The 24,869-nt window shown below is 64.6% G+C and carries 25 protein-coding genes; 7 read left to right on the top strand and 18 right to left on the bottom strand.

Annotation, left to right across the window (positions count from 1 at the left end; translation table 11 throughout):
* Positions 1 to 159 precede the first annotated feature (159 nt).
* Positions 160 to 1,356, top strand: coding sequence for an MFS transporter (locus F8N82_RS04190; protein ID WP_038993952.1), 1,197 nt, complete (start codon positions 160 to 162; stop codon positions 1,354 to 1,356).
* 20 nt (positions 1,357 to 1,376) lie between these two features.
* Here F8N82_RS04190 and F8N82_RS04185 read toward each other — a convergent pair whose 3' ends face one another.
* Positions 1,377 to 2,567, bottom strand: coding sequence for an MFS transporter (locus F8N82_RS04185; protein WP_038993951.1), 1,191 nt, complete (start codon positions 2,565 to 2,567; stop codon positions 1,377 to 1,379).
* A gap of 91 nt (positions 2,568 to 2,658) precedes the next feature.
* Between F8N82_RS04185 and F8N82_RS04180 the strand changes: the two genes are divergently transcribed.
* On the top strand, positions 2,659 to 3,204 hold the full coding sequence (locus tag F8N82_RS04180) for a TetR/AcrR family transcriptional regulator (protein ID WP_038993950.1): 546 nt from the start codon (positions 2,659 to 2,661) through the stop codon (positions 3,202 to 3,204).
* A gap of 119 nt (positions 3,205 to 3,323) precedes the next feature.
* On the top strand, positions 3,324 to 6,800 hold the full coding sequence (locus tag F8N82_RS04175; RefSeq protein ID WP_038993949.1) for a PAS domain-containing hybrid sensor histidine kinase/response regulator: 3,477 nt from the start codon (positions 3,324 to 3,326) through the stop codon (positions 6,798 to 6,800).
* Here F8N82_RS04175 and rmuC read toward each other — a convergent pair.
* Both rmuC and F8N82_RS04165 read right to left on the bottom strand, forming a co-directional pair.
* Positions 6,772 to 8,274, bottom strand: a complete 1,503-nt coding sequence (gene rmuC / locus F8N82_RS04170; protein ID WP_038993948.1) for a DNA recombination protein RmuC — start codon at positions 8,272 to 8,274, stop codon at positions 6,772 to 6,774. The genes F8N82_RS04175 and rmuC overlap by 29 nt on opposite strands.
* A 69-nt stretch (positions 8,275 to 8,343) precedes the next feature.
* A complete protein-coding gene (locus tag F8N82_RS04165; protein WP_038993947.1) occupies positions 8,344 to 8,772 on the bottom strand; it encodes a tetratricopeptide repeat protein in 429 nt (142 codons plus the stop codon).
* 969 nt (positions 8,773 to 9,741) lie between these two features.
* Here F8N82_RS04165 and F8N82_RS04160 point away from each other — a divergent pair.
* The 3 genes from F8N82_RS04160 (at position 9,742) to F8N82_RS04150 (ending at position 12,178) form a co-directional block, all read left to right on the top strand.
* Positions 9,742 to 9,966 (top strand): hypothetical protein, encoded by a 225-nt coding sequence (locus F8N82_RS04160; protein WP_038993946.1) that lies wholly within the window; start codon positions 9,742 to 9,744, stop codon positions 9,964 to 9,966.
* 323 nt (positions 9,967 to 10,289) lie between these two features.
* On the top strand, positions 10,290 to 10,772 hold the full coding sequence (locus F8N82_RS04155; protein ID WP_038993945.1) for a hypothetical protein: 483 nt from the start codon (positions 10,290 to 10,292) through the stop codon (positions 10,770 to 10,772).
* Between the two features lie 146 nt (positions 10,773 to 10,918).
* Positions 10,919 to 12,178 carry an OmpP1/FadL family transporter gene (locus F8N82_RS04150; protein ID WP_038993944.1) on the top strand — a complete coding sequence of 420 codons (1,260 nt, stop codon included), beginning with the start codon at positions 10,919 to 10,921 and terminating at the stop codon, positions 12,176 to 12,178.
* A gap of 40 nt (positions 12,179 to 12,218) precedes the next feature.
* On the opposite strand, the gene F8N82_RS04145 is transcribed toward F8N82_RS04150, so the two are convergent.
* Positions 12,219 to 13,151, bottom strand: a complete 933-nt coding sequence (locus F8N82_RS04145) for a LysR family transcriptional regulator (protein ID WP_038993942.1) — start codon at positions 13,149 to 13,151, stop codon at positions 12,219 to 12,221.
* Positions 13,152 to 13,267: 116 nt separating this feature from the next.
* On the opposite strand from F8N82_RS04145, the gene F8N82_RS04140 reads away from it, so the two are divergent.
* Positions 13,268 to 13,531, top strand: a complete 264-nt coding sequence (locus F8N82_RS04140; RefSeq protein WP_038993941.1) for a DUF2798 domain-containing protein — start codon at positions 13,268 to 13,270, stop codon at positions 13,529 to 13,531.
* A gap of 9 nt (positions 13,532 to 13,540) precedes the next feature.
* Here the strand turns inward: F8N82_RS04140 and F8N82_RS04135 are convergent, their stop codons facing one another.
* The 14 genes from F8N82_RS04135 to cobO all read right to left on the bottom strand — a co-directional run bounded on the left by F8N82_RS04135 (position 13,541) and on the right by cobO (position 24,736).
* Positions 13,541 to 14,092 (bottom strand): glutathione peroxidase, encoded by a 552-nt coding sequence (locus F8N82_RS04135; RefSeq protein ID WP_038993940.1) that lies wholly within the window; start codon positions 14,090 to 14,092, stop codon positions 13,541 to 13,543.
* A gap of 42 nt (positions 14,093 to 14,134) precedes the next feature.
* Complete coding sequence (locus tag F8N82_RS04130; protein ID WP_256584435.1) at positions 14,135 to 14,257, bottom strand: hypothetical protein; 123 nt, start codon at positions 14,255 to 14,257, stop codon at positions 14,135 to 14,137.
* Positions 14,254 to 15,456, bottom strand: a complete 1,203-nt coding sequence (locus F8N82_RS04125) for an MFS transporter (RefSeq protein WP_038993939.1) — start codon at positions 15,454 to 15,456, stop codon at positions 14,254 to 14,256. Before F8N82_RS04125 ends, F8N82_RS04130 begins: the two co-directional genes overlap by 4 nt.
* Positions 15,457 to 15,518: 62 nt before the next feature.
* Positions 15,519 to 15,923, bottom strand: a complete 405-nt coding sequence (locus tag F8N82_RS04120; protein ID WP_038993938.1) for a MarR family winged helix-turn-helix transcriptional regulator — start codon at positions 15,921 to 15,923, stop codon at positions 15,519 to 15,521.
* 50 nt (positions 15,924 to 15,973) lie between these two features.
* On the bottom strand, positions 15,974 to 16,702 hold the full coding sequence (locus F8N82_RS04115; RefSeq protein WP_038993937.1) for an adenosylcobinamide-GDP ribazoletransferase: 729 nt from the start codon (positions 16,700 to 16,702) through the stop codon (positions 15,974 to 15,976).
* 1 nt (position 16,703) lies between these two features.
* On the bottom strand, positions 16,704 to 17,273 hold the full coding sequence (cobC, locus tag F8N82_RS04110; RefSeq protein ID WP_038993935.1) for an alpha-ribazole phosphatase family protein: 570 nt from the start codon (positions 17,271 to 17,273) through the stop codon (positions 16,704 to 16,706).
* Positions 17,270 to 18,325: a nicotinate-nucleotide--dimethylbenzimidazole phosphoribosyltransferase gene (gene cobT / locus F8N82_RS04105; protein ID WP_038993933.1), complete on the bottom strand. Its 1,056-nt coding sequence runs from the start codon at positions 18,323 to 18,325 to the stop codon at positions 17,270 to 17,272. The genes cobC and cobT overlap by 4 nt, the downstream gene beginning before the upstream one ends.
* Positions 18,322 to 18,843 (bottom strand): bifunctional adenosylcobinamide kinase/adenosylcobinamide-phosphate guanylyltransferase, encoded by a 522-nt coding sequence (cobU, locus tag F8N82_RS04100; protein ID WP_038993932.1) that lies wholly within the window; start codon positions 18,841 to 18,843, stop codon positions 18,322 to 18,324. Before cobU ends, cobT begins: the two co-directional genes overlap by 4 nt.
* Position 18,844: 1 nt before the next feature.
* A complete protein-coding gene (locus tag F8N82_RS04095) occupies positions 18,845 to 20,299 on the bottom strand; it encodes a cobyric acid synthase (RefSeq protein WP_038993931.1) in 1,455 nt (484 codons plus the stop codon).
* Complete coding sequence (gene cobD, locus F8N82_RS04090; RefSeq protein ID WP_038993930.1) at positions 20,296 to 21,288, bottom strand: threonine-phosphate decarboxylase CobD; 993 nt, start codon at positions 21,286 to 21,288, stop codon at positions 20,296 to 20,298. The genes F8N82_RS04095 and cobD overlap by 4 nt, the downstream gene beginning before the upstream one ends.
* Positions 21,281 to 22,189, bottom strand: coding sequence for an adenosylcobinamide-phosphate synthase CbiB (cbiB, locus tag F8N82_RS04085; RefSeq protein WP_038993929.1), 909 nt, complete (start codon positions 22,187 to 22,189; stop codon positions 21,281 to 21,283). The genes cobD and cbiB overlap by 8 nt, the downstream gene beginning before the upstream one ends.
* Complete coding sequence (bluB, locus tag F8N82_RS04080) at positions 22,189 to 22,836, bottom strand: 5,6-dimethylbenzimidazole synthase (RefSeq protein ID WP_038993927.1); 648 nt, start codon at positions 22,834 to 22,836, stop codon at positions 22,189 to 22,191. Before bluB ends, cbiB begins: the two co-directional genes overlap by 1 nt.
* Complete coding sequence (locus F8N82_RS04075; protein WP_038993926.1) at positions 22,833 to 24,128, bottom strand: cobyrinate a,c-diamide synthase; 1,296 nt, start codon at positions 24,126 to 24,128, stop codon at positions 22,833 to 22,835. The genes bluB and F8N82_RS04075 overlap by 4 nt, the downstream gene beginning before the upstream one ends.
* Complete coding sequence (cobO, locus tag F8N82_RS04070; protein WP_038993925.1) at positions 24,125 to 24,736, bottom strand: cob(I)yrinic acid a,c-diamide adenosyltransferase; 612 nt, start codon at positions 24,734 to 24,736, stop codon at positions 24,125 to 24,127. Before cobO ends, F8N82_RS04075 begins: the two co-directional genes overlap by 4 nt.
* Positions 24,737 to 24,869 lie beyond the last annotated feature (133 nt).

Below are 24,869 nucleotides of genomic sequence, written 5' to 3'. Positions count from 1 at the left end.
ATTCTCCTGTCCTCCGGTGAGGTTGAGTCCATCTTAGGCCGGGAAAATATATCTATATAACGGGTATTTTCTCTATCTGTTATCGGTTTTACAGATATACAAATATCCTGGCGCGCGGCGTATGCTCGGCACCGATAACAACAAGGACGTGGTTAACCAATGCTCACCGCTATCAAAGGCTACTCGGCGCAGGTTCGCCTGCTGCTGGCGACGACCTTCATCCTCACCCTCGCTCGTGCAATCACCCTGCCCTACCTGGTGGTCTACCTGGCGCAGAACTTCGCCCTGGACATCAGCGGCATCGGCCTGATGATTGGTGGCGCGCTGATCGTCGCTTCATTGCTGAGCCTGTACGGCGGCTACCTGATCGATACCCTGCGCAGCTACACGGTGATCATCGTCGCGACCCTGACTTTTACCCTGGCCTTCATCGGCGCGGTGGTCAGCCGCGAGCTGAGCCTGTTCTTTACCTGCCTGGTGCTGATCAACCTGGCCCTGGCGGTGGTCGACATCGCCGCCAAGGCTGGCTTCTGCGCACTGCTGCCGCTGGAAGAGCGCAGCGAGGTGTTCTCGATCAAGTACACCCTGAGCAACGTCGCCTACGCGGTCGGGCCGTTTGTGGGCGTAGCGCTGGTGCTGCTGGATGATCACCTGCCGTTCTTGCTCTCGGCACTGCTGGGCCTGGCCATGTGCCTGAGCTACCAGCGCTGGGGCGAGCGCGCGGCGCGGGCGCGGGCGCGGGCGCGGGTCGAGGGCAGCGCACAGGCCGGGTTTCTCAGTGTTGGCGTGCAACTGGTCAAAGACCGCCGGCTGGTCTGCTTCACCCTCGGTGGCGCCCTCAGCGCCGTGGTCTTCGGCCAATTCACCGCCTACCTGTCGCAGTACCTGGTGGTGACCAGCAGCGCCGGCGAGGCAGCGCGCTACATCAGCTATCTGGTAGCCACCAACGCCGTGACGGTGATAGCCCTGCAGTACGTGATCGGCCGGCGCATCAGCAGCCGCCAGCTGATGCCCTGGCTGATGGCCGGCATGGCGCTGTTCCTGGTCGGCCTGCTGGGCTTCTCGCTGGCCCAGTCACTGCTGGTCTGGTGCCTGGCGATGCTGGTGTTCACCCTCGGCGAGATCATCGTCATCCCCGCCGAGTACATGTTCATCGACAGCATCGCCCCGGAGCATCTGCGCGGCGTGTATTACGGCGCGCAGAACCTGTCCAACCTCGGCGCGGCGCTGGGCCCGGTGATCTGCGGCTTCGCCCTGGCACACCTGGTGCCGACGGCGACTTTTTATCTGCTGATTCTTTCGGTGTTGCTGGCGGCACTGTTTTATTACCTGGGGGCTCGGCGAGCGCCGAATTAAAGCATCGCGGGGCAATACAGTCAGCCGCGGGACAAAGCCCGCAGCGGCAAACTCAGAACCGCCGCAACGGCGCACAAAATGATCACCCCCAAGGCATACACCTCGCCGGTGGGCACCAGGCCGAAGCTGCGTACCATCCACCCGGCCAGCATGGCCGGCACGCAGAACGCCAGGTAGCTCAACACATAGAAGGTCGCCATCAGCCCGGCGCGCTCGTGGGCCTCGGCCAGCGGCATGATGCTGCGTAGTGCACCCAGGAAGCTGGCGCCAAAGCCGACACCGGTGACCACCGTGGCCATGAAGAACAGCCCCAGTTCACCCCGGTGCAACGCCAGCAGGATCAACAGCATCCCGACCGGCAACACCACAGTGCCCAGGCGCAGGATCTGCCCGGCCGGGCGCAGCCGCAGGGTGTAGATCGCCATGGCGCCGGTCACCGTCAACGCCGCCACCAGCCCGCCGCCCACCAGGTTCGAAGTCGCCCCGGTGGCCTCGCGCGCCAGTGACGGTGCCAGCGACAGGAAGAACCCACCCAGCGCCCAACCGGCAACGTTCACCGGCAACATCCGCCACACCGCGGCCCGCGCCTGGGGCGGCACATGCAGGGCCGGGCGCAAGGATGCCAGGGCGCCGGGCTGGCGGCTGACGCTCTCGGGCAAACGCCACACCAGCAACGCCAGGGTCACGAACAGCCCCAGCAGCAGCCAGTACGCCAAACGCAGCGGCCACGGCGCAAACTCCACCAGCAAACCGGTACCCAGCGCGCCGCTGGCCATGCCGAGCAAGGGCGTCAGGCTGTTGACCAGCGGCCCCTGCTCGCGGTCGATATCAAGCAACGCCGCCCCCAGCACGCTGGTGGCCATGCCGGTGGCAAAGCCTTGCAGGATTCGCGCGGCGATCAACCAACCGACGCTGTCGGCCTGCAGGAACAACAGCATGGAGAGGCTTTCCAGTACCAGCGCGGTGAAGATCAACGGCCGCCGCCCGAGGTAGTCCGACAGCGAACCAACCGTCAACAACGCCGCCAGCAAGCTGACGGCATACACGGCGAAAATCAGCGTCAGGGTAACCGCCGAAAACTGCCAGGCTTGCTGGTACAGGTGATACAAGGGTGTCGGAGTGCTCGACGCGGCGAGAAAACCGAGCAGGGCAATCGCCAGCAGCACCAGGCGAAAACGCCGCGAGGCCGGGGCTTTGAACAAGGCAAACATGGTCAGGACTCCGCTAAAGCAATTATTTAGCTTTTGCGCAGTCTGACCGCCTTCATTCCTTAACGCAAACCCTTTGTGTTAAGGTCGACCGATGGCGATTAAAGAAGGTATCCGCACGGGTGGTCGCAGCGCCCGTGTGCAGGCATCGGTACATGCGGCGGTACGCGAACTGCTCAACGAGCAGGACCGCGCGAACCTGACCGTGCCGCAAATTGCCGCCCGCGCCGGCGTCACGCCCTCGACCATCTACCGGCGCTGGGGGGAACTCGCAGCCTTGCTGGCCGATGTCGCCGTCGAGCGTGTGCTGCCCGACGTGGCGCCGCTCGACACCGGCGAGCTGCGCAGCGACCTGCGCGCCTGGGCCGAGCAGTACCTCGACGAAATCACCTCCGAACCTGGTCGCAACCTGATGCGCGACGTACTCAGCAGCGCCTGCCCGGGTTACTGCACCAACATCCTGCGTGGGCAGTTGCAGGTCATCCTCGACCGCGCCCAAGCACGCGGCGAGGCCCTGCCAGACATCGAGCGCCTGCTGGATTTGCTGGTCGCGCCGACCGTCTACCGCACCTTGTTCGCCGAAGCGCCACCGACGCTGGAACAGCTCCACGGCCTGCTTGAGCTGGCCCTGCCCGGCTAAGACCTGCGACGCTCTGCCACTGCGACCATCGTCGGCGCTGACGAAGCCTCGGCGGCGTGCCAGACTGATTGATCGAGGTTCGCTGTCAGGCTGAATCACCCTTTTGTTTCGGAGTTGTCATGTCGCTGTCCAGTGGGCTGATCGCCGTGGTCGCCCTGGCCTATATGGCCATCATGTTCGCCATCGCCTTCTACGGCGATCGCCGCAGCACACCGCTGCCGCCGCGCCTGCGTGCCTGGGTGTACAGCCTGTCGCTGGCGGTGTACTGCACCAGCTGGACCTTCTTCGGCGCGGTCGGCCAGGCCGCCGAACAACTCTGGGCGTTCCTGCCAATCTACCTGGGTCCTGTATTGCTGCTGCTGTTCGCCCCCTGGGTGCTGCAGAAGATGGTGCTGATCAGCAAACAGGAAAACATCACCTCGATCGCCGACTTCATCGCCGCCCGCTACGGTAAATCCCAGAGCCTGGCGGTGGTGGTGGCGCTGATTTGCCTGATCGGCGTGCTGCCGTACATCGCCCTGCAGCTCAAGGGCATCGTGCTCGGCGTCAACCTGCTGATCGGTGCCGGCGCCGACGCCACCGGCAGCCGCGTGCAGGACACCGCGCTGGTGGTGTCGCTGGTACTGGCGCTGTTCTCGATTGTCTTCGGCACGCGCAGCCTGGACGTCACCGAACACCACCGCGGCATGGTCCTGGCGATTGCCTTCGAATCGCTGGTCAAGCTGCTGGCGTTCCTCGCCGTCGGCGCCTTCGTCACCTTCGGCCTGTTCAACGGCTTCGAAGACCTGTTCAGCAAGGCGCAACTGGCGCCGCGCCTGGAAGGCTTCTGGAACGAGACCATCAACTGGCCGTCGATGATCGTGCAGACCGGCGTGGCAATGATGGCGATCATCTGCCTGCCACGCCAATTCCACGTCACCGTGGTGGAGAACATCGAACCCCAGGACCTGCGCCTGGCGCGCTGGGTGTTCCCGATGTACTTGATTCTCGCCGCGCTGTTCGTGGTGCCGATTGCCCTGGCCGGGCAAATGCTGCTGCCTGACTCGGTGCTGCCCGACTCTTTCGTGATCAGCCTGCCGCTGGCCGAAGCGCATCCGGCGCTGGCGTTGCTGGCCTTTATCGGCGGCGCCTCGGCGGCCACCGGCATGGTCATCGTCGAAGCCGTAGCGTTGTCGACCATGGTCTCCAACGACATGCTGCTGCCCTGGCTGTTACGCCGTAACAACGCCGAGCGGCCGTTCGAAGCCTTCCGCCACTGGATGCTCTCGGTACGCCGGGTGACCATCGTGGTCATCCTTCTGCTGGCGTATGTGAGCTATCGACTGCTCGGCTCCACCGCGAGCCTGGCGACCATCGGCCAGGTGGCCTTTGCCGCCGTCACCCAACTGACCCCGGCGATGCTCGGCGCCTTGTACTGGAAGCAGGCCAACCGCCGCGGGGTGTTCGCGGGCCTGGCCGCCGGGGTGTTCCTGTGGTTCTACACCCTGGTGTTGCCGATTGCCGCCCATAGCCTGGGCTGGTCGCTGGAGCTGTTCCCGGGCCTGGCCTGGCTGCATGGCAACCCGCTGAACCTGCCCATCACGCCGCTGACCCAGGGCGTGGTGCTGTCGCTGGCGGGCAACTTCACCCTGTTCGCCTGGGTATCGATCCTCTCGCGCACGCGGGTGTCCGAGCACTGGCAGGCCGGGCGTTTCATCGGCCAACAAACCAGCGCCCGCCCCAGCAACCGTTCGCTGCTGGCGGTACAGATCGACGACCTGCTGCACCTGGCCGCACGCTTTGTCGGTGAAGAGCGCGCACGGCAAAGCTTCATCCGCTTTGCCTACCGCCAGGGCAAGGGCTTCAACCCCAACCAGAACGCCGACGGTGACTGGATCGAGCACACCGAACGCCTGCTCGCCGGTGTGCTGGGCACCTCCTCGACCCGCGCGGTGGTCAAGGCGGCGATCGAAGGCCGCGACATGCAGCTTGAGGACGTGGTGCGCATCGCCGACGAAGCCTCGGAAGTGCTGCAGTTCAACCGTGCCTTGCTGCAAGGGGCGATCGAGAACATCAGCCAAGGCATCAGCGTGGTCGACCAGTCGCTGCGACTGGTGGCCTGGAACCGCCGTTACCTGGAGCTGTTCAACTACCCCGACGGGCTGATCAGCGTCGGCCGGCCGATTGCCGACATCATCCGCTACAACGCCGAGCGCGGCCTGTGCGGCCCGGGCGAGGCCCAGGTGCACGTGGCCAGGCGCCTGCACTGGATGCGCCAGGGGCGTGCGCACACCTCCGAGCGCTTGTTCCCCAACGGCCGGGTAATCGAACTGATCGGCAACCCGATGCCCGGCGGCGGCTTTGTCATGAGCTTTACCGACATTACCCCGTTCCGCGAAGCCGAACAGGCCCTCAAGGGCGCCAACGAAAGCCTGGAACAACGGGTCGCCGAGCGCACCCATGAACTGTCGCAACTGAACCAGGCGCTGAGTGAAGCCAAGAGCCACGCCGAAGCCGCCAACCAGTCCAAGACCCGTTTCCTGGCGGCGGTCAGCCACGACCTAATGCAGCCGCTGAACGCCGCACGGCTGTTCTCGGCGGCGCTGTCGCATCAAGGCGATGGCTTGTCGGCCGATGCCCAGCAACTGGTCCAGCACATGGACAGCTCACTGCGCTCGGCCGAAGAGCTGATCAGCGACCTGCTGGATATCTCGCGCCTGGAAAACGGCAAGATCACCCCGGACGTCAAACCGTTCGCCCTCAACGAACTGTTCGACACCCTCGGCGCCGAATTCAAGGTGCTGGCCCAGCAGCAAGGCCTGGATTTCCGCCTGCGCGGCAGCCGCCTGCGGGTTCAGAGCGATATGAAACTGCTACGGCGGATTTTGCAGAACTTCCTGACCAACGCCTTCCGCTATGGCAAGAGCCCGATTTTGCTCGGCGTGCGCCGCCAGCAAGGGCGCTTGTGGCTGGAAGTGTGGGACCGTGGCAGCGGTATCGCCGATGACAAGCTGCAGGTGATTTTCGAGGAATTCAAACGCCTGGACAGCCACCAGACCCGCGCGGAAAAAGGCCTGGGCCTGGGCCTGGCGATCGCCGACGGCCTGTGCAAGGTGCTTGGGCATCCGCTTGAGGTGCAGTCCTGGCCGGGCAAGGGCAGCGTGTTCCGCGTCAGCGTGCCGCTGGCCACAGCGCCGGCGGTCGCGGTGGCCAGCCCAGCCGAACAGGCCGGGCAACCGCTGGCGGGCCTGCAGGTGCTGTGCGTCGACAACGAAGACAGCATTCTCATCGGCATGAACAGCCTGCTCAGCCGCTGGGGTTGCCAGGTGTCCACCGCGCGCAACCGCGCAGAATGCGATGCCTTGCTCGACAACGGCCTGCGCCCGCACCTGGCGCTGGTCGACTACCACCTGGACGACGGCGAGATCGGTACCGAGCTGATGGCCTGGCTACGCACCCGCCTGGGTGAGCCGGTACCTGGCGTGGTGATCAGCGCCGACGGGCGCAGCGAGATGGTTGCCCAGGTGCATGCCGCCGGCCTCGATTACCTGGCCAAGCCGGTCAAGCCGGCGGCCCTGCGTGCCCTGCTCAATCGGCATCTAAGCCTGGTCCAGTAAGGGCGCTGGCGGCCAGTGGGTCGCCTTCGCTCATGGCCCGTTCGAGCAGGTCGGCAGGCAGGCTCTTGCTCGCCCGGGCGCCGAGCAGCTTGAGCTGTTCGCTGCGGCTGATCAGGTTGCCGCGGCCCTCGCAGAGCTTGTTGCGCGCCGCGCTGTAGGCTTTGTCGACCTGCTGCAGGCGGTTGCCCAGCTCGTCCAGGTCCTGGATGAACAGCACGAACTTGTCGTACAGCCAGCCGGCGCGCTCGGCGATTTCCCGGGCATTCTGGCTCTGACGCTCCTGCTTCCACAGGCTGTCGATGACCCGCAAGGTGGCCAGCAAAGTGGTCGGGCTGACAATCACGATCTGGCGGTCGAAGGCTTCCTGGAACAGGTTCGGTTCGGCCTGCAGGGCCGCCGAAAACGCCGCTTCGATGGGCACGAAGAGCAACACGAAATCCAGGCTGTGCAGGCCTTCGAGACGGTTGTAATCCTTGCCGGACAGGCCTTTGACATGATTGCGCAGCGACAACACGTGCTGCTTGAGCGCGGCCTGGGCGATCTCGCTGTCGTCGGCGGCAACGTACTGCTGGTAGGCGGTGAGGCTGACCTTGGAGTCGACCACCACCTGCTTGTCGCCCGGCAGCATGATCAGCACGTCGGGCTGGAAGCGCTCGCCGTCGGCGCTCTTGAGGCTGACCTGGGTCTGATACTCGCGCCCCTTCTCCAGCCCGGCGTGCTCCAGCACCCGCTCCAGAATCAGCTCGCCCCAGTTGCCCTGGGTCTTCTGGCCCTTGAGCGCCTGGGTCAGGTTGGTGGCTTCATCGCTCAGGCGCAGGTTGAGCTGCTGCAGGCGCTCCAGTTCCTTGGCCAGCGAGAAGCGCTCGCGGGCCTCCTGCTGGTAGCTGTCTTCAACGCGTTTTTCGAAGGCCTGGATGCGCTCCTTGAGCGGATCGAGCAACTGCCCCAGGTGTTGCTGGCTGGTCTGGGCGAAGCGTTGCTCGCGCTCATCGAAGATCTTCGTGGCCATTTCGGCAAACTGCGCGCGCAGCTCGTCTCGCGAGCCCTGCAGGTCGTCGAGGCGTTGCTGATGGCTTTCCTGCTGTTCGCGCAGTTCGGCGCCCAGGGCTGCGCTCTGGGCGTCGAGGCGGCGCAATTCGGCTTCACGGCTGGCGCGTTCAAGCTGCCAGGCGTGGGCGGCGTCGCGGGCTTCGTCGCGATCCATCTGCAACAACTCAAGTTCACGGGCCTGGGCGGCCAGGGTGGCCTGCTTGGCAGCGTTGGCCTGGCTCAGATCGCTGATTTCGTCGCGGCTGGCATCGAGCTGGGCGAGCAGGCCTTCCTGGGCCAACTGCACACTGCTCAAGCGCTCCTCGAGTAACGCCGCGTCAGCCTGGCGCACACTCAGGCGCCGTTGCACCTGCAGCACCAGCGCCAGACACGGCACAGCCGCCACCACGATACCCAGCACAATGCTGGTCAGATCCACTGCCATAGCCACCCCGATCTCCCTCGGCCAACGATCAACGGCTCAGCTTATCAGCCTTGGGCCTGAGCACCGCATTCAGGCTTCAGGCAATTGCCTGAGCAGACGCAGCGCCTCCTGCGAGCCCTGGGCCGCCGCCTGCTCCAGCCAATAGCGGCCTTGGGCGGGTTCGTTCAGTTGCCCGAGGGCGCACAGCCGGCCGTATTCGAGCTGGGCCCGGCGATCACCGGCCCGCGCCGCCTGGCGCAGCAGTTCGTGGCCGATACGACGGTCGCGGGCATTGCCGCAATCGCGGCAGAGCATCTGCCCCAGGCGGCTCTGCGCCACCACCACGCCCTGGCGCGCCGGCTGCTTGAGCAGGCGCCCGGCAAAGTGCTTGACGTTGGGGTTGTCACCCAGACGCGGGCTGTCGAGCAACCACAAGGCGACCTTCAAGGAGAAGCGCTTGGGCTCCGGCAGGGGTGTCTGGGCAGCAGGGGCAATGAGGGTTTTGGAGCGAAACTTCATAGAAAACAGCGAAGGCAACTCGAGAGGCGCGCCACTCTACTCCATTTTTCTGACAATGGCCCGGTGCTTTTCTGCACTTTTTTCAAAATATTTCAGTGTTTTTTTCTTGACGTCAGCGCGGGTATTTTGTCCCGGACAGAAGACTGTCGAAGGATTGTCGGACAGTGAGTAAAAAGCTGGCACGCCCGTCCTAGAGCAAGCGCTCGGGACAATCCACAGAAGCTGTGGATAACTCGGTGGACAACCCCCTAAACCACCCCGCAAACCCCTATGGAATGGGGCTTTCAGTCAAACTGTCGATTTTTTCACCAGCTCAAATAAGTGTTTTTTTTCATTGACTTAAGACAATGGCCAAGTCATTAGCGGCCACTTGCCGCCTTGTTGCAGAGCTGTAACAAAGGCTGCCCCAAGTGTGTACAACCGCCCTGAAGCGAGGCATTTCCCTGCACGAAATTGGCACGTTCCCTGCCTTACGGCACTGCAAACCCGGTGAATTAGCACTTCACAGACCGCCCGGAACGCGACATACTGATCGGCTCGCCAGACGAAAAGCCATAACGCTTGCCACAACCGGTAAACTCCTGTAGTCTTGCCGCCGTTAGTACCAAGCTGAAAGTCAATTCTGGCCAAAGCAGTCCTTACAGTGCCCTGCCCCCTCACATCGGACAGGCCTGTTGAAATCAGGACCGGCCCACTCGATGGTTCCCCAGGTAAATCACTTCTTACTCTGACCGAACCAACCTGCAGATTGATCAGGATCTTCACCCAGCGGCATTGAACCCGACCCTGGCTGTTGCCTGTCCTCTGACGTACCTACCAGTCAGCCCCAGCGCCACATGATAAATGCGCCCAAAACTGGCTGCCCTGTTCCAGTCAGGTTCTTCGCACCGGCTTAAATGCCCGCGTTACTGGAACGTTTTATATGTGCACGGATCAAAACCGTGTCTATTGCAGGAACATCTAATAACTATGCATCACGCTAATCATACTCAGGCTGCCATTCGCACCCTTTCCCAGGCATTTGCCCCTCTGAACTGCTTGATCCTGGCGTCGCGCAAAGGCGGCTTCAGCTTCACCCTGGTCAACGAGCACGGCATTGCCCGTCACAGCGAGCGCCTGTACCCGGAGCAATACTCCGAAGCCGAGCCGCTGCAGGCCGTTATCGAGCGCACCCGTCAGGCCCTGGTGGCCTGATCCGCACGACGCTGCAAACGCTCAAGCCCCGCCCTCTGGCGGGGCTTTTTTATGCCTGTAGGAGCGGGCTTGACCCGCGATGAGGCCGGTTGCTTATGCGCCGGATCGCGGGTCAAGCTCGCTCCTACAGGGGAGTTGGGTAATTGCCGTACGGCATATGATTTATAACTAAAAGCCGCAAATGTTTTAAAAACAGGCCTTTACAGCGCGAATATGACACTACACTTCAACTCAAGCGGCAGAGGCCGCTTCCGGCGGGCCTGACCGATTCACCAGCTGCCAAGCTCCAGCGTCCGCCGGCCAATTTCAAGTTCGAGGGCATCATGGGTATCGCCGCGAGCGAGTTGAGCCAGTTTGTCATTCGTCCGACCCTGATCTACCTGGGTCGTCACTGCGCCAGCGCCGAAGCCCTGCTGCTTGGCGTCGCCGCCAGCCAGTCGGCACTTGGCTCGGCCCTGCACGACCGCCGCGGCCACGGCCTGTACCGCATCGGCGAGCTACGCCACCAAAGCCTCTGGGACCAGTTCCTGGCCCGCGACCCGGACCTGGCCAGCCTGGTGCGCGGCCTGGCCAGCCAGCACGCCTTTCTCAGCGGCCCGCACCTGGAGCTGACGGTCAACCTGCGCTACGCCACCGCCATCGCCTGGATGCTGATCGAAGAACAGGCCCCTGAACTGCCCGCCGCCGACGATTTACTGGGCCTCGCACGCATCTGGCGACAAACCTTTCAACCCCAGGGTCGCCTGCGCGATTTCACCTGCGCCTGGCAAACCTGCGTCGCCCCTGTGACTCTTCAGGCCTGCTGAGAGTCACTGCATTCCATAATCGGATAATTTCCGCAATTTTGGTCGGATTGTCCTACAAAACCTCTCTATCTCCTGCGATACAGCCTATAGCGCTGCGGGCGAAATGTTGGTAATTTTCGCCCCGGAGATCCCAAGGAGTTCTAATAATGAAAAAAGTAATGCTCAAAACCTCTCTCAGCCTCGCCGTCACTCTCGCCTCGACTCAACTGTTCGCCAGCGGCTTCGCCCTCAACGAACAAAGCGTCAGCGGCATGGGCACAGGTTTCGCGGGTCGTTCTTCTTCTGCCGATGATGCCAGCACCGTATTCGGCAACCCTGCCGGTATGTCGCGCCTCAAGCGCGAACAGATCACCGTTGGCGGCGCCGCCGTCATCGCCAAGTCCGATATTTCCGGTGGTGGCCGCCCAGGTGGCAGCACCGATGGCGACATGGTGCCGTTCGTTGGCGTGCCCATGGGCTACTACGTCAAGCCGATCGATGATCACTGGACCGTCGGCTTCGGTGTCTACGCACCCTTCGGCCTGGTGACCGAATACGAAGACGAAGCTGCCAGCCGCTACTGGGGCAAGAAAAGCTACGTTGAAGTCATCACCTTCCAGCCTACTGTCAGCTATGCCTTCAACGACAAGGTCTCGATCGGTTTCGGCCCGACCTTCAACCGTATCAAGGGCGAACTGAGCTCCAACGTCCTCAACCCACGCAGCCCGGGCTTCAACGACGGCGAAGTGAAGATCAAGGGTGACGATACCGCGGTCGGCTACAACATCGGCGTCATGGTGCAAGCCACCGACAAGACCCGCCTGGGCCTGACCTACCACTCGATGGTCGACTACAAGCTCGAAGGCAACACCAAGATCAACTCGGCCCTGATCGGCCCGTTCAGCGGCGGCAAGTATGACGCCGAACTGAAGATCAAGACCCCTGAGTCGGTAGACTTCTCGGTCACCCACGAGCTGGATGACCAGTGGACCCTCTACGCGGGCAGTACCTGGACCCGCTGGAGCCGCCTGGAAGCGATCACCGTAACCAACGAAGTGCCTGCGCCGATCGCCGGCCAGTTCGGCACCATCAACGAAGACCAGAACTGGCACGACACCTGGGCACACGCCATCGGTGCTTCGTACAAGCTGAACAAAGAGTGGGTACTGCGCACCGGCTTCACCGTCGACCAGTCGCCGACCAACAACCACGACCGCTCGCCACGCATTCCGACTGGCGACCGCAAGGTATTCAGCCTGGGTGCGGGCTACAGCCCTACCGAAGACATGACCATCGACCTGGCTTACTCCTACCTGTGGGAAGAAGACACCAAGGTCAACCTGGCCAGCCCGACCAAGGGTTCGTACAACGCCAAGTACGAAAACAGCGCTCACGGTCTTGGCGCATCGCTGACCTATCGCTTCTGATTGCAGCGCTGCTAAAAAACCGCCTACATCGGCGGTTTTTTTATGCCTGATGGACCGGCCAGGCAGGCCCGACCTCAAGCTGGATGTACTCCATGAACGCCCGCACCTTGGGCGTCAGGGCAAAGCGGTCGGCCACGCACAGGTAGACATCCATCGGCTCGGTCTGGGCATAGACCATGGCGGGCTGCGAATACTCGAACAACGCCACCAGTTGGCCACGCTCAAGCAAGGGCCGGGCGACGAACTCGGCCAGGCGGGCGATACCGCCATCCTGCACGGCCATTTGGGTCAGCACATCGATGTCATCGCTGATCAGCACATTGCCGAACTCGGCATCAAACCGCAGCCCTTCGCGGATGAAGCCCCAGCGCAAAAAGCGTCCGTCTACCGGGTAACGAAACACCAGGCAGCGATGCTCCTTGAGCTGCTCGGGCGATTGTGGCCTGCCGGCCGCTACCAGATACCCCGGGGAAGCGCAGCATATGAACGGCACCCGGGCAATGTGCCGGGCCAGCAGACCATCTTCGAGTTGCGGCTGGATGCGGATGCTGACATCGACACCTTCCTGGGCATGATTGACCCGCCGATCATTCGTAACCAATTCAATTGAAAGCTGTGGGTATCGCGCGCTGAACGCCGGAATCAACGGCGCCAGTACATGACGGCCAAACGCCGACGACGAAGCGATGCACAAGCGCCCCTTGGGTTCGCTATCCGGGGTGGTGACCGCCTGCTGCGCGTGCTCAAGGTCGCGCTCGATATGCTTGACCTTGTCGTAGTACAAGCTGCCACTGGGCGTCAGCGCCATACTACGGGTGGTGCGTGAGAGCAGGCGCACCTGCAGATGGGCCTCCAGGCGGGCGATGTTCTGGCTCACGGCGGCGGCACTCAACCCCAGGCTGCGGGCGCCACCGGCAATGCTGCCGGCTTCGACAACCTTGATGAAACTCTTGATCGAACCGAACAGGTTCATGGCGGGGATCCGGGTATTCGTAAGATCTTCTTTATAAAGACCTAAGCCCAAGGCGTCTACCCGAGCCGAAGACAGCCTTGTTAGGCTGCGCCCTCACCCACTACAACGGAATCAGCATGACCACCCAGACCAGCGCCCGCAGCCGCCGCAAGCTCGGCGTTCGCGCCACCCCTTATGTGTTCGCCTTCTACATGTCGGCGATCATGGCCCTGTTGATGTGCTTCGTGATTACCGCCGCCAACGCCGGCATCGACGAGCAGTACCTGGGCAACGTGCTCAAGGCCTACCAACTGGCCATGCCGGTAGCCTTTGCCTGTGTCCTGGTGGTACGCCCGATCGTGCTCAAGCTGGTGGCCTGGACCGTGCACCCCAGCCACTGACACCACCGCTCAGGGCTGGGAAGCGATGGCCTTTTCGATCGCTGCCTTGAACGCCGGATCATCCGGCTTGGTCAGGCTGGTGAAGTTGGCCACCACCTTGCCCTGGCGATCGACCACATATTTGTAGAAGTTCCACTTCGGCGCGCTGCTCTGCGCGGCCAGTTCCTTGAACAGCGGCGTGGCATCGGCGCCGCGCACCGGCTGGGCCTGGGTCATGGTGAAGGTCACGCCGTAGTTGGCGTAACAGACCTTGGCGGTTTTCTCGGCATCGGCATCCTCCTGCTTGAAGTCGTTGGACGGCACCCCGAGCATTTCCAGGCCCTGCTCGTGGTACTCCTTGTAGACGCTCTCAAGCCCTTCGAACTGCGGGGCAAAGCCACAATAGCTGGCAGTATTGACCACCACCAACGGCTTGCCGGCAAAGCGCTGGCACAGGTCGATCTGCTCCTTGCCGCGCAGCTCCGGCAGCTTGCTGTCGAGCAGCACCGGGCAATCGGCGGCCAGGGCATTGGCCGCGGCGGCCAGGCTCAACAGCGGAACCAACATCCAGCGTGTGCGCATCGTCTCTCTCCCTCGAATGTCCCTGAAGAAATCAGATTACTCCTAGCACACGCCCATGCCCAACTGCATCAACGCCAGGCCACCCTCATGCCAGCCCCACCAGGCCAGCGCCAGCAGCAACAGGGCGGCGAGGCCGAGCAAGGTGCGAACGGCTACAGGGCTCATGCCGCTTGCGCCTGCAAGCGCGCCACCGGGCGCTCGCGAACCGGCCAGTTGAGCGCGGCGGCGAGCAGGCTGAGAAGGATGGAAATCTGCCAGACCAGGTCGTAATTGCCGGTCCGGTCATACACCACTCCGCCCAGCCAGCCACCGAGGAAGGCCCCCAACTGGTGGAACAGAAACACGATACCGCCCAACATCGACAGGTTGCGCACACCGAACAGGGTGGCCACGGTGCCATTGGTCAAGGGCACGGTCGACAGCCACAACAGGCCCATGGCGATACCGAACAGGTAGGCACTGAACTGGGTGATCGGTGCCCACAGGAACAGCACGATGACCACCGCGCGCAGCAGGTACAGGGCGGTCAGCAGGCGTGGCTTGGACATGCGCCCACCAAGCCAGCCGGCGGTGTAGGTACCGACGATATTGAACAGCCCGACCAGCGCCAGCACCGTGGTGCCGATGGTCGCCGGCAGGTGCTGGTCGACCAGGTAGGCCGGCAGGTGCACGCCGATGAACACCACCTGGAAGCCACAGACGAAAAAGCCCAGGGCCAGCAGCCAGAAGCCCGAATGGGTGCAAGCTTCGCGCAGGGCCTGGCCGAGGGTCTGCTCGTTGCCGTGGCTGGGCAGCGGGCGATCACGCAGCAGCCCTACCAGCGGTACGATAAAGGCCACCAGCAAACCCAGCACCAGCAAGGCCGCCGACCAGCCCAGCCAGCCGATCAGGCCCAGGGTGCCGGGCAGCATGGCGAACTGGCCGAAGGAGCCGGCGGCACTGGCGATACCCATGGCCATGCTGCGTTTCTCTGGCGGCACGGCGCGGCCAACTACACCGAGGATCACCGAGAACGAGGTGCCCGACAGGCCGATACCGATCAATAAGCCGGCACTGAGCGACAGGGTCAGGGCCGAGTCGGACATGCCCATCAGTACCAGGCCAACGGCATAGAGAATACCGCCGACCATCACCACCTTGGCCGCGCCCAGTCGATCGGCCAGGGCTCCGGCAAACGGTTGGGCCAGGCCCCAGATCAGGTTCTGCAAGGCAATGGCGAAGGCGAACACGCCGCGGCCCCAGCCAAAATCGGCGCTCATCGGCGCCAGGAACAGGCCAAAGCCGTGCCGCACACCCAGCGACAACGCCAGGATCAGCGCCGCCCCAAGGAGAATCCAACCACTGGTTCGCCATACCGATGTCATTTTTGTTGTCTCCCGTGCCGCAAGGTTATGCGGGTATATACCCGCTTATAATCGTAAAAAGCTCAGGCCAGCAGTTCCAGCAGGCGCACCAGTTCGTCACGCCGGCCTTCGCCGAGGCTTTCGACCAAGCCGCTTTGTGCCTGCTCCCAGGCCGGCTCCGCCGCGAGCAGACGCGCCCTGCCCTGCTCGGTCAGCAGCACGATGCGGTTGCGCAGGTCCTGCCCTTCGGCCAGAGCCACCAGGCCATCGGCTTGCAGCACTCGTAGGTTGCGCCCGAGGGTGCTGCGGTCCAGGCCCATGGCCTCGGCCAGGGTGGAAATACTCGGTTGATCCAGGCGCCGCAGATGGCGTAGCAGGGAAAACTGCGCGACGTTGATCCCGAAGCCTTCGAGGGCCTCGTCATAGTGTCGGCTCACCCCACGGGCGGCGCGACGCAGGTGGGTACAGATGCATTCGCTGGTCAACATAATGCGTGTATATACCCGCACCTGGGCAGCTGCAAGCTTTTATTCGCCGCTCACAGTACCAGGGCGAGCAATACCGCCAGCTCCAGCAGCTCGAGCATGGCGCCGGCGGTATCGCCGGTGGTGCCGCCCAAGCGGCGGACCATCAAGTGGCGCAGCCAGGCGAACACCACCGCGGCCACCAGCAGCACCCACAGGCCCTTGAGCCCTGCCAACAGCACACAGGCCAGGGCACTGCCCAGCAACACCAGCTTGCCCAGCCCGCGCGGCAGGTGATCCGCCAGGGCCTGGCCCAACCCGCCGCTGCGCACATAGGGCGTGCACAGGAACAAGCCCAGCAACGCCGCGCGGCCGATCAGCGGCGCGAGCAACAGCAGCAGCCCGTCACCGTGCTCGATCAGCGCCAGTAAGGCGCAGAACTTGAGGAGCAGCACCAGCACCAGGGTGACCACGGCAATCGGCCCGCTGCGCGGGTCTTTCATGATCAGCAACGTGCGCTCGCGGTCGCCGAAGCCGCCCAGCCAGGCATCGGCACTGTCGGCCAGGCCATCCAGGTGCAAGGCGCCGCTGAGCAGCACCCAGGCGCTGAGCAGCAACGCCGCGTGCAGCAGCACCGGGCTGCCCGCCAGCAGCGCGTTCACCCCCCAAAGCACCACCCCAAACAGCAGCCCCACCAGCGGGTAGAACAGCAGTGAGCGGCCCATTTGCTCAGGGGCCGGCATGCCCGGCAAGCGCACCGGCAAGCTGCTGAGAAACTGCAGGGCGATCCAGAAGGGCAGCATCTCAGCGCACCTCGCGCAGGCTGCCGTCCGCCAGTAGCTCCAGGCGGCACAAAGCACCATGGGCCACTTCGACTTGCAGCAGCTGTTCACGGGGCAGGCCACGGGCGCGGGCCAGCAACAGGCGCATGACGCCACCATGGGTGACCAGCAGCAGGTGCTTGCCGGCATGCACCTGCCGCAATGCGCTGATGGCCTGCAGTACCCGTGCGGAGAAATCCGCCACTGGCTCGCCGCCGGGCGGTGTGTAGGCGTAGGGGTCAGCCCAGAACTGCCCGAGTTCGGCTTCATGGGTGAGCATCAGGTCAGCCGCGCTGCGCCCTTCCCACTCACCAAAATGCAGCTCCTGCAGCCCCGGCGCCAACTGCACCGGCAAGTGCAACTGCACGCCCAGCTCCTGGGCAAAGCGCGCGCAACGCTGCAATGGCGAGCTGACCAGTGCATCCCAGGGGCCCAGCGCACTTACCGCCGCGCGCATCTGCGCCCAGCCCTTGTCGGTCAGGGCATCGTCGAGACTGCCGCGCAGGCCGCCGCCCAGTTCGGTTTCGCCATGGCGCAGCAGGTCGATGATCATGCCGGACGGTCCGCTACCGCAGCTTCGGCGAAGGTCGCCATCTGCCCGTGCAGGTCACAGGCCAGGCGCAGCACCGGCACCGCCAGCGCCGCGCCACTGCCCTCACCCAGGCGCAGCCCCAGTTCCAGCAATGGTTCGGCGTCGAGCTCGGCGAGCACCCGGCGATGGCCGGGCTCGGCGCCGCGATGGCCAAACAGCAGCCAGTCGCGGCAACCCGGGTTGATGCGCGTCGCCACCAGGGCAGCGACAGTGCAGATAAAACCATCCACCAGCACGGCAACACCGGCCTGGGCGCAGCCCAGGTAGGCACCGACCAGCGCGGCGATCTCGAAACCACCAAAGCAGAACAGCCAGTGCAGCGGCTCGTCACCCAGATCGGCATGCTGCTGCAAGGCCCGCTCGATGACCTCGGCCTTGTGCCGCACACCGGCGGCGTCCAGCCCAGTACCCGGGCCGCTGAGTTCCGCGGCCGGGCAGCCGAGCACGGCGCAGGCCAAGGCGCTGGCGGCAGTGGTGTTGCCGATGCCCATCTCCCCACCGATAAACAGCTGGGCACCGCTGACGGCTGCGCGCAAGGCACTCTCGCGCCCGCCCTGCAGGGCCTGCACGCCTTGTTCGTAAGTCATCGCCGGGACCTGGGCGAAGTTGGCCGTGCCGGGGCCGACGCGCAGGTGACGCACACCCGGCAGCTCGAGCGTCAGATCGATGGTGCCCAGGTCGATCACTTCCAACTGGGCATTCAACTGTCGCGCCAACACGCTGATGGCGGCGCCACCGTTGACGAAGTTGAGCAGCATCTGCCCAGTCACTGCTTGTGGGTACGCCGAGATGCCTTCGGCGACCACGCCGTGATCGCCGGCAAAGATCGCGATCCACACCTGCTCGACGCTCGGCTTGAGCTGGCCCTGCAGGCCGGCCAGTTGCACCGCCAACTGCTCCAGGCGGCCCAGCGAGCCGGCCGGTTTGGTCAGTTGCTGTTGACGCGCCAGGGCCTGTTGGCGAACAGTCTGGTCAACAGGACGACAGGCTTCAAGCCACCAGGTTTGACTCATAGTGCAGGTCCTTTCAGGGTAAGCGGCAAGCCAGCGACGGTCAGCACCACGCGCTGGCAGCGCTCGGCAATGGCCTGGTGCAGCCAGCCGGCTTCATCGACATAACGGCGGGTCAGCTCGCCCATGGGCACCACGCCCAGGCCGGTTTCGTTGCTGACCAGAATGATTTCGCCCGGCAGTTGCGCCAGGCAGTCGAGCAGCGCCGTGCGCTCCGCCGCCAGGCGCTCGGGGTTGTCGAGCATCAGCAGGTTGGTCAGCCACAGGGTCAGGCAGTCGACCAGCAGGCAGCGCTCGGCACTGGCGGTCGCGCGCAGTACCCGGGCCAATTCCAGCGGCTCTTCGATCAATGCCCACTCGGCCGGACGCCGCTCGCGGTGCAACTGCACCCGCGCATTCATCTCGCCGTCGAGCGGTTCGCTGGTGGCGATATAGGTGACCGCCAGGCCACTCTGCACCGCCAGTTGTTCAGCCAGGCGGCTCTTGCCCGAACGGGCGCCGCCAAGGATCAGGTTGAGCATTTCAGTTCAGTCCGCAGAGTTGGCGCAGACGCGCGGTGTCCAGGTGCTGCTCGACCAGGTCGGCCAGGCGCTCGATGTCGCGCTCGCGCAGGGCGTGGTAGTCGATCTGTTCGACCTCCTGCAACCCGGCCCAACGCAGCAGCGCGGCGCAGCAATGCGGCGCCTCGAACAGGCCATGCAGGTAGGTGGCGAGGATCTGCCCGTCGGCACTGATGGCGCCATCGGCGCGGCCGTCGTCCAGTACCACCGCAGGGCGTTCCAGCGCCGGCCCCTGAGTCACCCCGGCATGAATCTCGTAACCGCTGATGGCCGCCTGCTCCAACTGCAGGGTGCCGGCGACATTGCGCAATTGCTTCTCGGCTTCCAGCACGGTGACAAAGTCCAGCAAGCCCAGGCCATCGCTGGCCCCCGCCGGACCCTCCAGGCCCAAGGGGTCTTCCACCCGCTCGCCGAGCATCTGCAGCCCGCCGCAAATACCCAGGACCTTGCCGCCATAACGCAGGTGACGGCTGATCGCCTGGTCCCAGCCGCGCTCACGCAACTGCGCCAAGTCCCCACGCACGCTCTTGGAGCCGGGCAGGATGATCAGGTCGGCCGGCGGAATCGGCTGGCCGGGGCCGATGAACTGCAGATCGACCTGCGGATGCAGGCGCAGTGGATCGAAATCGGTGTGGTTGCTGATGCGCGGCAGCACCGGCACGATCACCTTGAGCTGGCGCCCGGCCTTGAGGCCCTGGCGCTGGTCGATGCCGTCTTCGGCTTCCAGGTGCAGGTCCATCACATAGGGCAGCACGCCCAGCACCGGTTTGCCGGTACGTTCTTCAAGCCAGTCCAGGCCCGGCTGGAGCAAGGCGATATCGCCCCGAAAACGGTTGATGACAAACCCTTTGACCCGCGCCTGCTCACTCGCCGAGAGCAATTCCAGGGTGCCGACCAGATGGGCGAACACCCCACCACGGTTGATGTCGGCAATCAGAATCACCGGGCAGTCCACCGCCTCGGCAAAGCCCATGTTGGCGATGTCGCCGGCGCGCAGGTTGATCTCGGCCGGCGAACCGGCACCTTCGACCATTACCAGCGGATAAGCCGCGCTCAGGCGCTGGTGCGAGGCCAGCACGGCCTGCATGGCGATGGCCTTGTAGTCGTGATAGGCCACGGCATTCATGCTGGTAACCGCGCGGCCATGGACGATCACCTGGGCACCGGTGTCGCTGTTGGGCTTGAGCAGCACAGGGTTCATGTCGGTGTGTGGCGCCAGGCCGGCTGCCTGGGCCTGGACCGCCTGTGCGCGGCCGATCTCGCCACCCTCGGCGGTCACTGCGCTGTTGAGCGCCATGTTCTGCGGCTTGAACGGCACCACGGCGACGCCCTGGCGCAGCAGCCAGCGGCACAGCGCCGTCACCAGGGTGCTTTTGCCGGCATCGGAAGTGGTGCCCTGCACCATCAAGGTGGTCATGGTTGTTCCTTGCGGTATGCGCTGAAGGCCTGGGCCAGGCGCTGGAAGTCCTGCTCGCTGGCCGGCAGGCCGAAGCGCAGGCTGGACGGCTGGCTGAACAGGCGCAGGAGGATACCGCGCCGGGCCATGAAATCATGTAGACGCGCCGCCTGATCGGTGACCAGATACTGGAACAGGTCGCAGCTGCCGCTGGGGACAAAGCCTGCCGCACTGAGGACATCGGCCAGGCGCTGGCTGGCTGCGGCGCAACGGATGATCTGCTGCCGATGGGCGACGCCATCGAGCAGGCAAGCCTGGCCGAGGATCCGCGTCGGGCCGCTGATGGTCCAGGGCCCGAGCTGTTCGGCGAGCAACTGCAACAGTTGACGCTCAGCCAGAACAAAGCCCAGGCGCACGCCGGCCAGGCCAAAAAACTTGCCGAACGAGCGCAGCACGATCAGCCCGGCGCGCTCGGCATGGGCGCCGATGCTGTGCTGCGGGGTGTTGTCCATGAAGGCTTCATCGACCAGCAGCCAGCCGCCACGGCGGGCCAGACGTCCATGCCACTCCAGCAGTTGCTCGGCACAAATCAGCTGGCCGGTGGGGTTGTTGGGGTTGACCACCACCAGCACGTCAAGGCTATCGAGGTAGTAATCGACCTGCTCTTGCGGCAACTCGCGCACCCGATGCCCGGCGCGGCGCCAGCCTTCGGCGTGCTCGGCGTAGCATGGCGAGAGGACGCCGACCGTGCCAGGGCGGCGCAGGCGCGGCAAGGCCTGGATCGCTGCCTGGGAACCGGCCACCGGCAGCAGTTGCTCGACCTGATAGTACTCGCAGGCCGCCTGCTCCAGGCCGTCGTCGGTCTCAGGCAGGCGCGCCCAGGCCCGCAGCGGAATTTGGGGAATAGGGTACGGCCACGGGGCAATGCCGCTGGACAGGTCCAGCCAGTCTTCGCGGGCGATGCCGTATTGCTGCACTGCGCGTTGCAGGCGACCACCGTGTTCAAGCATAGAATTCAGCCCCCAGGCACAACACCAGCAACCACAACCACACGCCCTGACAGACCAGGCGCCAGCCACGCTCGATGGCGTCGGCATCGGCCGGCGGGCCTTCGCCCAGTTGCGGGCGCTCGTGCAGCTCACCGTGATACACCGCCGGGCCGCCCAGCTCGACCCCCAGGGCCCCGGCCCCGGCCGCCATCACCGGGCCGGCGTTGGGGCTGTCCCACAACGGCGCCTGACGCCGCCAGCAGCTCAGGGCCAGGCGGGTCTTGCCCAGCAGTGCGTAGGTCAGGGCCACCAGGCGCGCGGGAATGTAGTTGAGCAAATCGTCGATCTTCGCTGCGGCCCAGCCGAAACGTTCGAAGCGTTCATTACGATAGCCCCACATCGCGTCCAGGGTGTTGCTCAGGCGATAGAGCACTACCCCCGGTACGCCAGCGACGACAAACCAGAACAGCGCGGCGAACACCGCATCGCTGCCGTTCTCCAGCACCGACTCGGTGGCGGCGCGGGCCACGGCGGTTTCATCCAGCTCGCGGGTTTCGCGGCTGACCAGATAACCGACGCGCTGCCGGGCTTTTTCCAGATCGCCCTGGCGCAAGGCTTCGGCCACCGGCGTCACGTGTTCGCCGAGGCTGCGCAGGCCGAGGGCGCAGTACAGCGCCAGCACTTCGACCAGCCAGCCAATGTACGGCAGCCAGGACAACAGCATGGCGACGAAGGTCAGTGGCACCACCGCCAGGAACCAGGCGCTGACGCCATGGCTGCGCCAGCCGCGACCGCCGGCATTGAAGCGCTGCTCCAGGCGCCCGGCCAGGCGCCCGAAGGCCACCAGCGGATGCCGGCGCTTGGGCTCGCCCAGCAGCGCATCCAGCGCCACCCCGGCCACAGTCAGCAACGCCACACTCATCAGGACTCTCCCCACTGGTTTTCAAACAGCATGTCGTGCAGCGGCCGCGCCGTGGTCCATCCTTCGAGCACCAGCATCGGTGCCGGGTAGAATTCCTGCACCGGGCCCAGGCACAGGATCGCCAGCGGCTTGGCGCCGGCCGGCATGCCCAGCAGCTCGGCCAGGGCCTGGGGCTCGAACAGCGACACCCACCCCATCCCCAGGCCCTCGGCGCGTGCGGCCAGCCAGAGGTTCTGGATCGCACAGGACAACGACGCCAGGTCCATTTCCGGCAAAGTGCGGCGGCCAAAGATATGCGCTTCGCGCTCATCCATCAGCGCCGCCACCAACAGCTCGGCGCAGTCGTTGATGCCTTCGACCTTGAGTTTCATGAAGTCGTCGGAGCGCTCGCCCAGGGCTTGCGCAGTACGCAGCCGCTCCTCTTCCACCAGGGCCTGGATTCGCTGGCGCAGCTCACGCCGGGTGATGCGGATAAAACGCCAGGGCTGCATCAGGCCAACGCTGGGCGCCTGGTGCGCGGCTTGCAATAGACGGGCGAGCAACTGCGGGGCGACTTCGCCGCCGCTGAAGTGACGCATGTCACGGCGCTCGCCAATGGCGCGGTAGACCGCCGCGCGTTCGGCTTCGGTAAAAGCATGGTCAGTCATGGGCACAACAGCGCCGCCGACGCCTGGGGGTTGGAAGCAAAGTAGAAATGCACGTAGGAAGCAATCAGCCGGCCTTGGCGATAAACCGCCTCGGCTCCCCGCCCGCCGTTGGGGCTCTGGCCACGGGCAACCGGCTCAAGTTCGGTGCTGGTCAGCGAGTGATGGTAGGTGTGCCCACGCAAGGTGCCTTCGGGCAACTCCACGGCCTGCAAGGCCAGGGCGGCCAGGCGCTTTTGCATCACCGCCTCGCCCGTCAGCAGGCCAAGCAGTTCGGCACGCTCGCCAGCAACATCGGTGAGGGCATCGAGCAGGTAGAGCATGCCGCCGCACTCGGCGAGCAACGGCTTGCCGGCGTGATGATGGGCGCGAATGGCCTTAAGCATCGGTGTATTGGCCGCCAGGGCCTGATGATGCAGCTCGGGGTAGCCACCGGGCAGGTACAGGCTGTCGGCTGGCGGCAAGCTTGCATCATGCAGCGGCGAGAAGAACGCCAGCTGCGCGCCCATGGCCCGCAGCAGGTCGAGGTTGGCGCCATAGGTAAAGGCAAAGGCTTCATCGCGAGCAACTGCAATGCGTACGCCTTGCAGCAAAGGCTCGATCGCAAGCTCGGTCGGCGCGGCGAAGCGCACCGCTGGCGGCAACGCCGCATCGCAACTGGCGCCCAGGGCGGTAGCAGCGGCATCCAGACGCGCATCGAGGTCGTTCAGTTCACTGGCCTGGACCAGCCCCAGATGGCGGCTTGGCAGCTCGATGCCGGTTTCTCGCGACAGGCCGCCGTACCAGCGCAGCCCTTCGGTCAGGCTGCCTTCGAGCAGTTGGGCATGGCGCAGGGTACCGACGCGGTTGGCCAACACCCCGGCAAACGGCAGGTCCGGCTGATAGCGCGCCAGGCCCAGGGCCAGGGCGCCGAAGGTCTGGGCCATGGCCGTGCCATCGATCACCGCCAACACCGGCACACCAAAATGCCGGGCGAGGTCTGCGCTCGAAGGGGTGCCGTCGAACAGCCCCATAACCCCTTCGATGAGGATCAGGTCGGCCTCAGCCGCCGCTTCCCACAACAGCCGGCGACTTTCCTGCTCGCCGACCATCCACAGGTCGAGCTGATACACCGGCGCACCACTGGCGCGCTCGAGAATCATCGGGTCGAGAAAGTCCGGGCCACACTTGAATACCCGGACTTTACGCCCCTGGTTGCGATGCAGGCGCGCCAGAGCGGCGGTCACCGTGGTCTTGCCCTGGCCGGAGGCCGGTGCGGCGATCAATACCGCCGGACAATGGCGCGCATCACTCATAGTTCGACGCCCTTCTGGGCGCGGATGCCGGCCTGGAACGCGTGCTTGATCATGCCCATTTCGGTGACGGTGTCGGCCAGCTCGATCATTTCATCCTTGGCCGCGCGACCGGTGACGATCACGTGCTGCATTGGCGGACGCGCCTGCAGGTCGCTGAGGACCTGATCGAGATCGAGGTAACCGTGCTTGAGGGCGATGTTCAGTTCATCGAGCACCACGAAGGCAATCGACGGGTCCTGGAGCATCTGCCGCGAAACCGCCCAGGCCGCTTCGGCGGCGGCGATGTCGCGCTGGCGGTCCTGGGTTTCCCAGGTAAAGCCCTCGCCCATCACGTGGTAGCGCACCTGCTCGGGAAAACGCCGGAAGAACAGCTCTTCGCCGGTGCTGTTGCGGCCCTTGATGAACTGCACCACGCCGCACTGCATGCCGTGGCCCATGGCCCGGGCGAGCATGCCGAAGGCCGAACTGCTCTTGCCCTTGCCGTTGCCGGTGAGCACCAGCAGCAAGCCGCATTCGTTGGGCGAATTGGCGATGCGCTCGTCGATCACAGCCTTCTTGCGCTGCATGCGCGCCAGGTGGCGTTCGTCGCGCTCGTTGGATTCAGTCATGAGGTTCTCCGCAAACCACTGTCGGCCGATCCGCAACGCGCGTAGCAGCCAGTGGAGGCGCATGGATCGCGAAGCAACGGCGTGACAGATGAATGGATATGGCAGACGGAAAACGCGCAGGGCTGCGGCACAA

It is taken from the genome of Pseudomonas fluorescens (assembly GCF_902497775.2).
Taxonomy (GTDB): domain Bacteria; phylum Pseudomonadota; class Gammaproteobacteria; order Pseudomonadales; family Pseudomonadaceae; genus Aquipseudomonas; species Aquipseudomonas putida_F.
The sequence above is the reverse complement of the archived record's forward strand: the minus strand, read 5'-3'. Positions and strand labels throughout refer to the sequence as shown.

Coding starts and splice junctions, on each gene's coding strand:
- F8N82_RS04190 (WP_038993952.1), top strand. CDS start 160: ATGCTCACCGCTATCAAAGGCTACTCGGCGCAGGTTCGCCTGCTGCTG.
- F8N82_RS04185 (WP_038993951.1), bottom strand. CDS start 2,567: ATGTTTGCCTTGTTCAAAGCCCCGGCCTCGCGGCGTTTTCGCCTGGTG.
- F8N82_RS04180 (WP_038993950.1), top strand. CDS start 2,659: ATGGCGATTAAAGAAGGTATCCGCACGGGTGGTCGCAGCGCCCGTGTG.
- F8N82_RS04175 (WP_038993949.1), top strand. CDS start 3,324: ATGTCGCTGTCCAGTGGGCTGATCGCCGTGGTCGCCCTGGCCTATATG.
- rmuC (WP_038993948.1), bottom strand. CDS start 8,274: ATGGCAGTGGATCTGACCAGCATTGTGCTGGGTATCGTGGTGGCGGCT.
- F8N82_RS04165 (WP_038993947.1), bottom strand. CDS start 8,772: ATGAAGTTTCGCTCCAAAACCCTCATTGCCCCTGCTGCCCAGACACCC.
- F8N82_RS04160 (WP_038993946.1), top strand. CDS start 9,742: ATGCATCACGCTAATCATACTCAGGCTGCCATTCGCACCCTTTCCCAG.
- F8N82_RS04155 (WP_038993945.1), top strand. CDS start 10,290: ATGGGTATCGCCGCGAGCGAGTTGAGCCAGTTTGTCATTCGTCCGACC.
- F8N82_RS04150 (WP_038993944.1), top strand. CDS start 10,919: ATGAAAAAAGTAATGCTCAAAACCTCTCTCAGCCTCGCCGTCACTCTC.
- F8N82_RS04145 (WP_038993942.1), bottom strand. CDS start 13,151: ATGAACCTGTTCGGTTCGATCAAGAGTTTCATCAAGGTTGTCGAAGCC.
- F8N82_RS04140 (WP_038993941.1), top strand. CDS start 13,268: ATGACCACCCAGACCAGCGCCCGCAGCCGCCGCAAGCTCGGCGTTCGC.
- F8N82_RS04135 (WP_038993940.1), bottom strand. CDS start 14,092: ATGCGCACACGCTGGATGTTGGTTCCGCTGTTGAGCCTGGCCGCCGCG.
- F8N82_RS04130 (WP_256584435.1), bottom strand. CDS start 14,257: ATGAGCCCTGTAGCCGTTCGCACCTTGCTCGGCCTCGCCGCCCTGTTG.
- F8N82_RS04125 (WP_038993939.1), bottom strand. CDS start 15,456: ATGACATCGGTATGGCGAACCAGTGGTTGGATTCTCCTTGGGGCGGCG.
- F8N82_RS04120 (WP_038993938.1), bottom strand. CDS start 15,923: ATGTTGACCAGCGAATGCATCTGTACCCACCTGCGTCGCGCCGCCCGT.
- F8N82_RS04115 (WP_038993937.1), bottom strand. CDS start 16,702: ATGCTGCCCTTCTGGATCGCCCTGCAGTTTCTCAGCAGCTTGCCGGTG.
- cobC (WP_038993935.1), bottom strand. CDS start 17,273: ATGATCATCGACCTGCTGCGCCATGGCGAAACCGAACTGGGCGGCGGC.
- cobT (WP_038993933.1), bottom strand. CDS start 18,325: ATGAGTCAAACCTGGTGGCTTGAAGCCTGTCGTCCTGTTGACCAGACT.
- cobU (WP_038993932.1), bottom strand. CDS start 18,843: ATGCTCAACCTGATCCTTGGCGGCGCCCGTTCGGGCAAGAGCCGCCTG.
- F8N82_RS04095 (WP_038993931.1), bottom strand. CDS start 20,299: ATGACCACCTTGATGGTGCAGGGCACCACTTCCGATGCCGGCAAAAGC.
- cobD (WP_038993930.1), bottom strand. CDS start 21,288: ATGCTTGAACACGGTGGTCGCCTGCAACGCGCAGTGCAGCAATACGGC.
- cbiB (WP_038993929.1), bottom strand. CDS start 22,189: ATGAGTGTGGCGTTGCTGACTGTGGCCGGGGTGGCGCTGGATGCGCTG.
- bluB (WP_038993927.1), bottom strand. CDS start 22,836: ATGACTGACCATGCTTTTACCGAAGCCGAACGCGCGGCGGTCTACCGC.
- F8N82_RS04075 (WP_038993926.1), bottom strand. CDS start 24,128: ATGAGTGATGCGCGCCATTGTCCGGCGGTATTGATCGCCGCACCGGCC.
- cobO (WP_038993925.1), bottom strand. CDS start 24,736: ATGACTGAATCCAACGAGCGCGACGAACGCCACCTGGCGCGCATGCAG.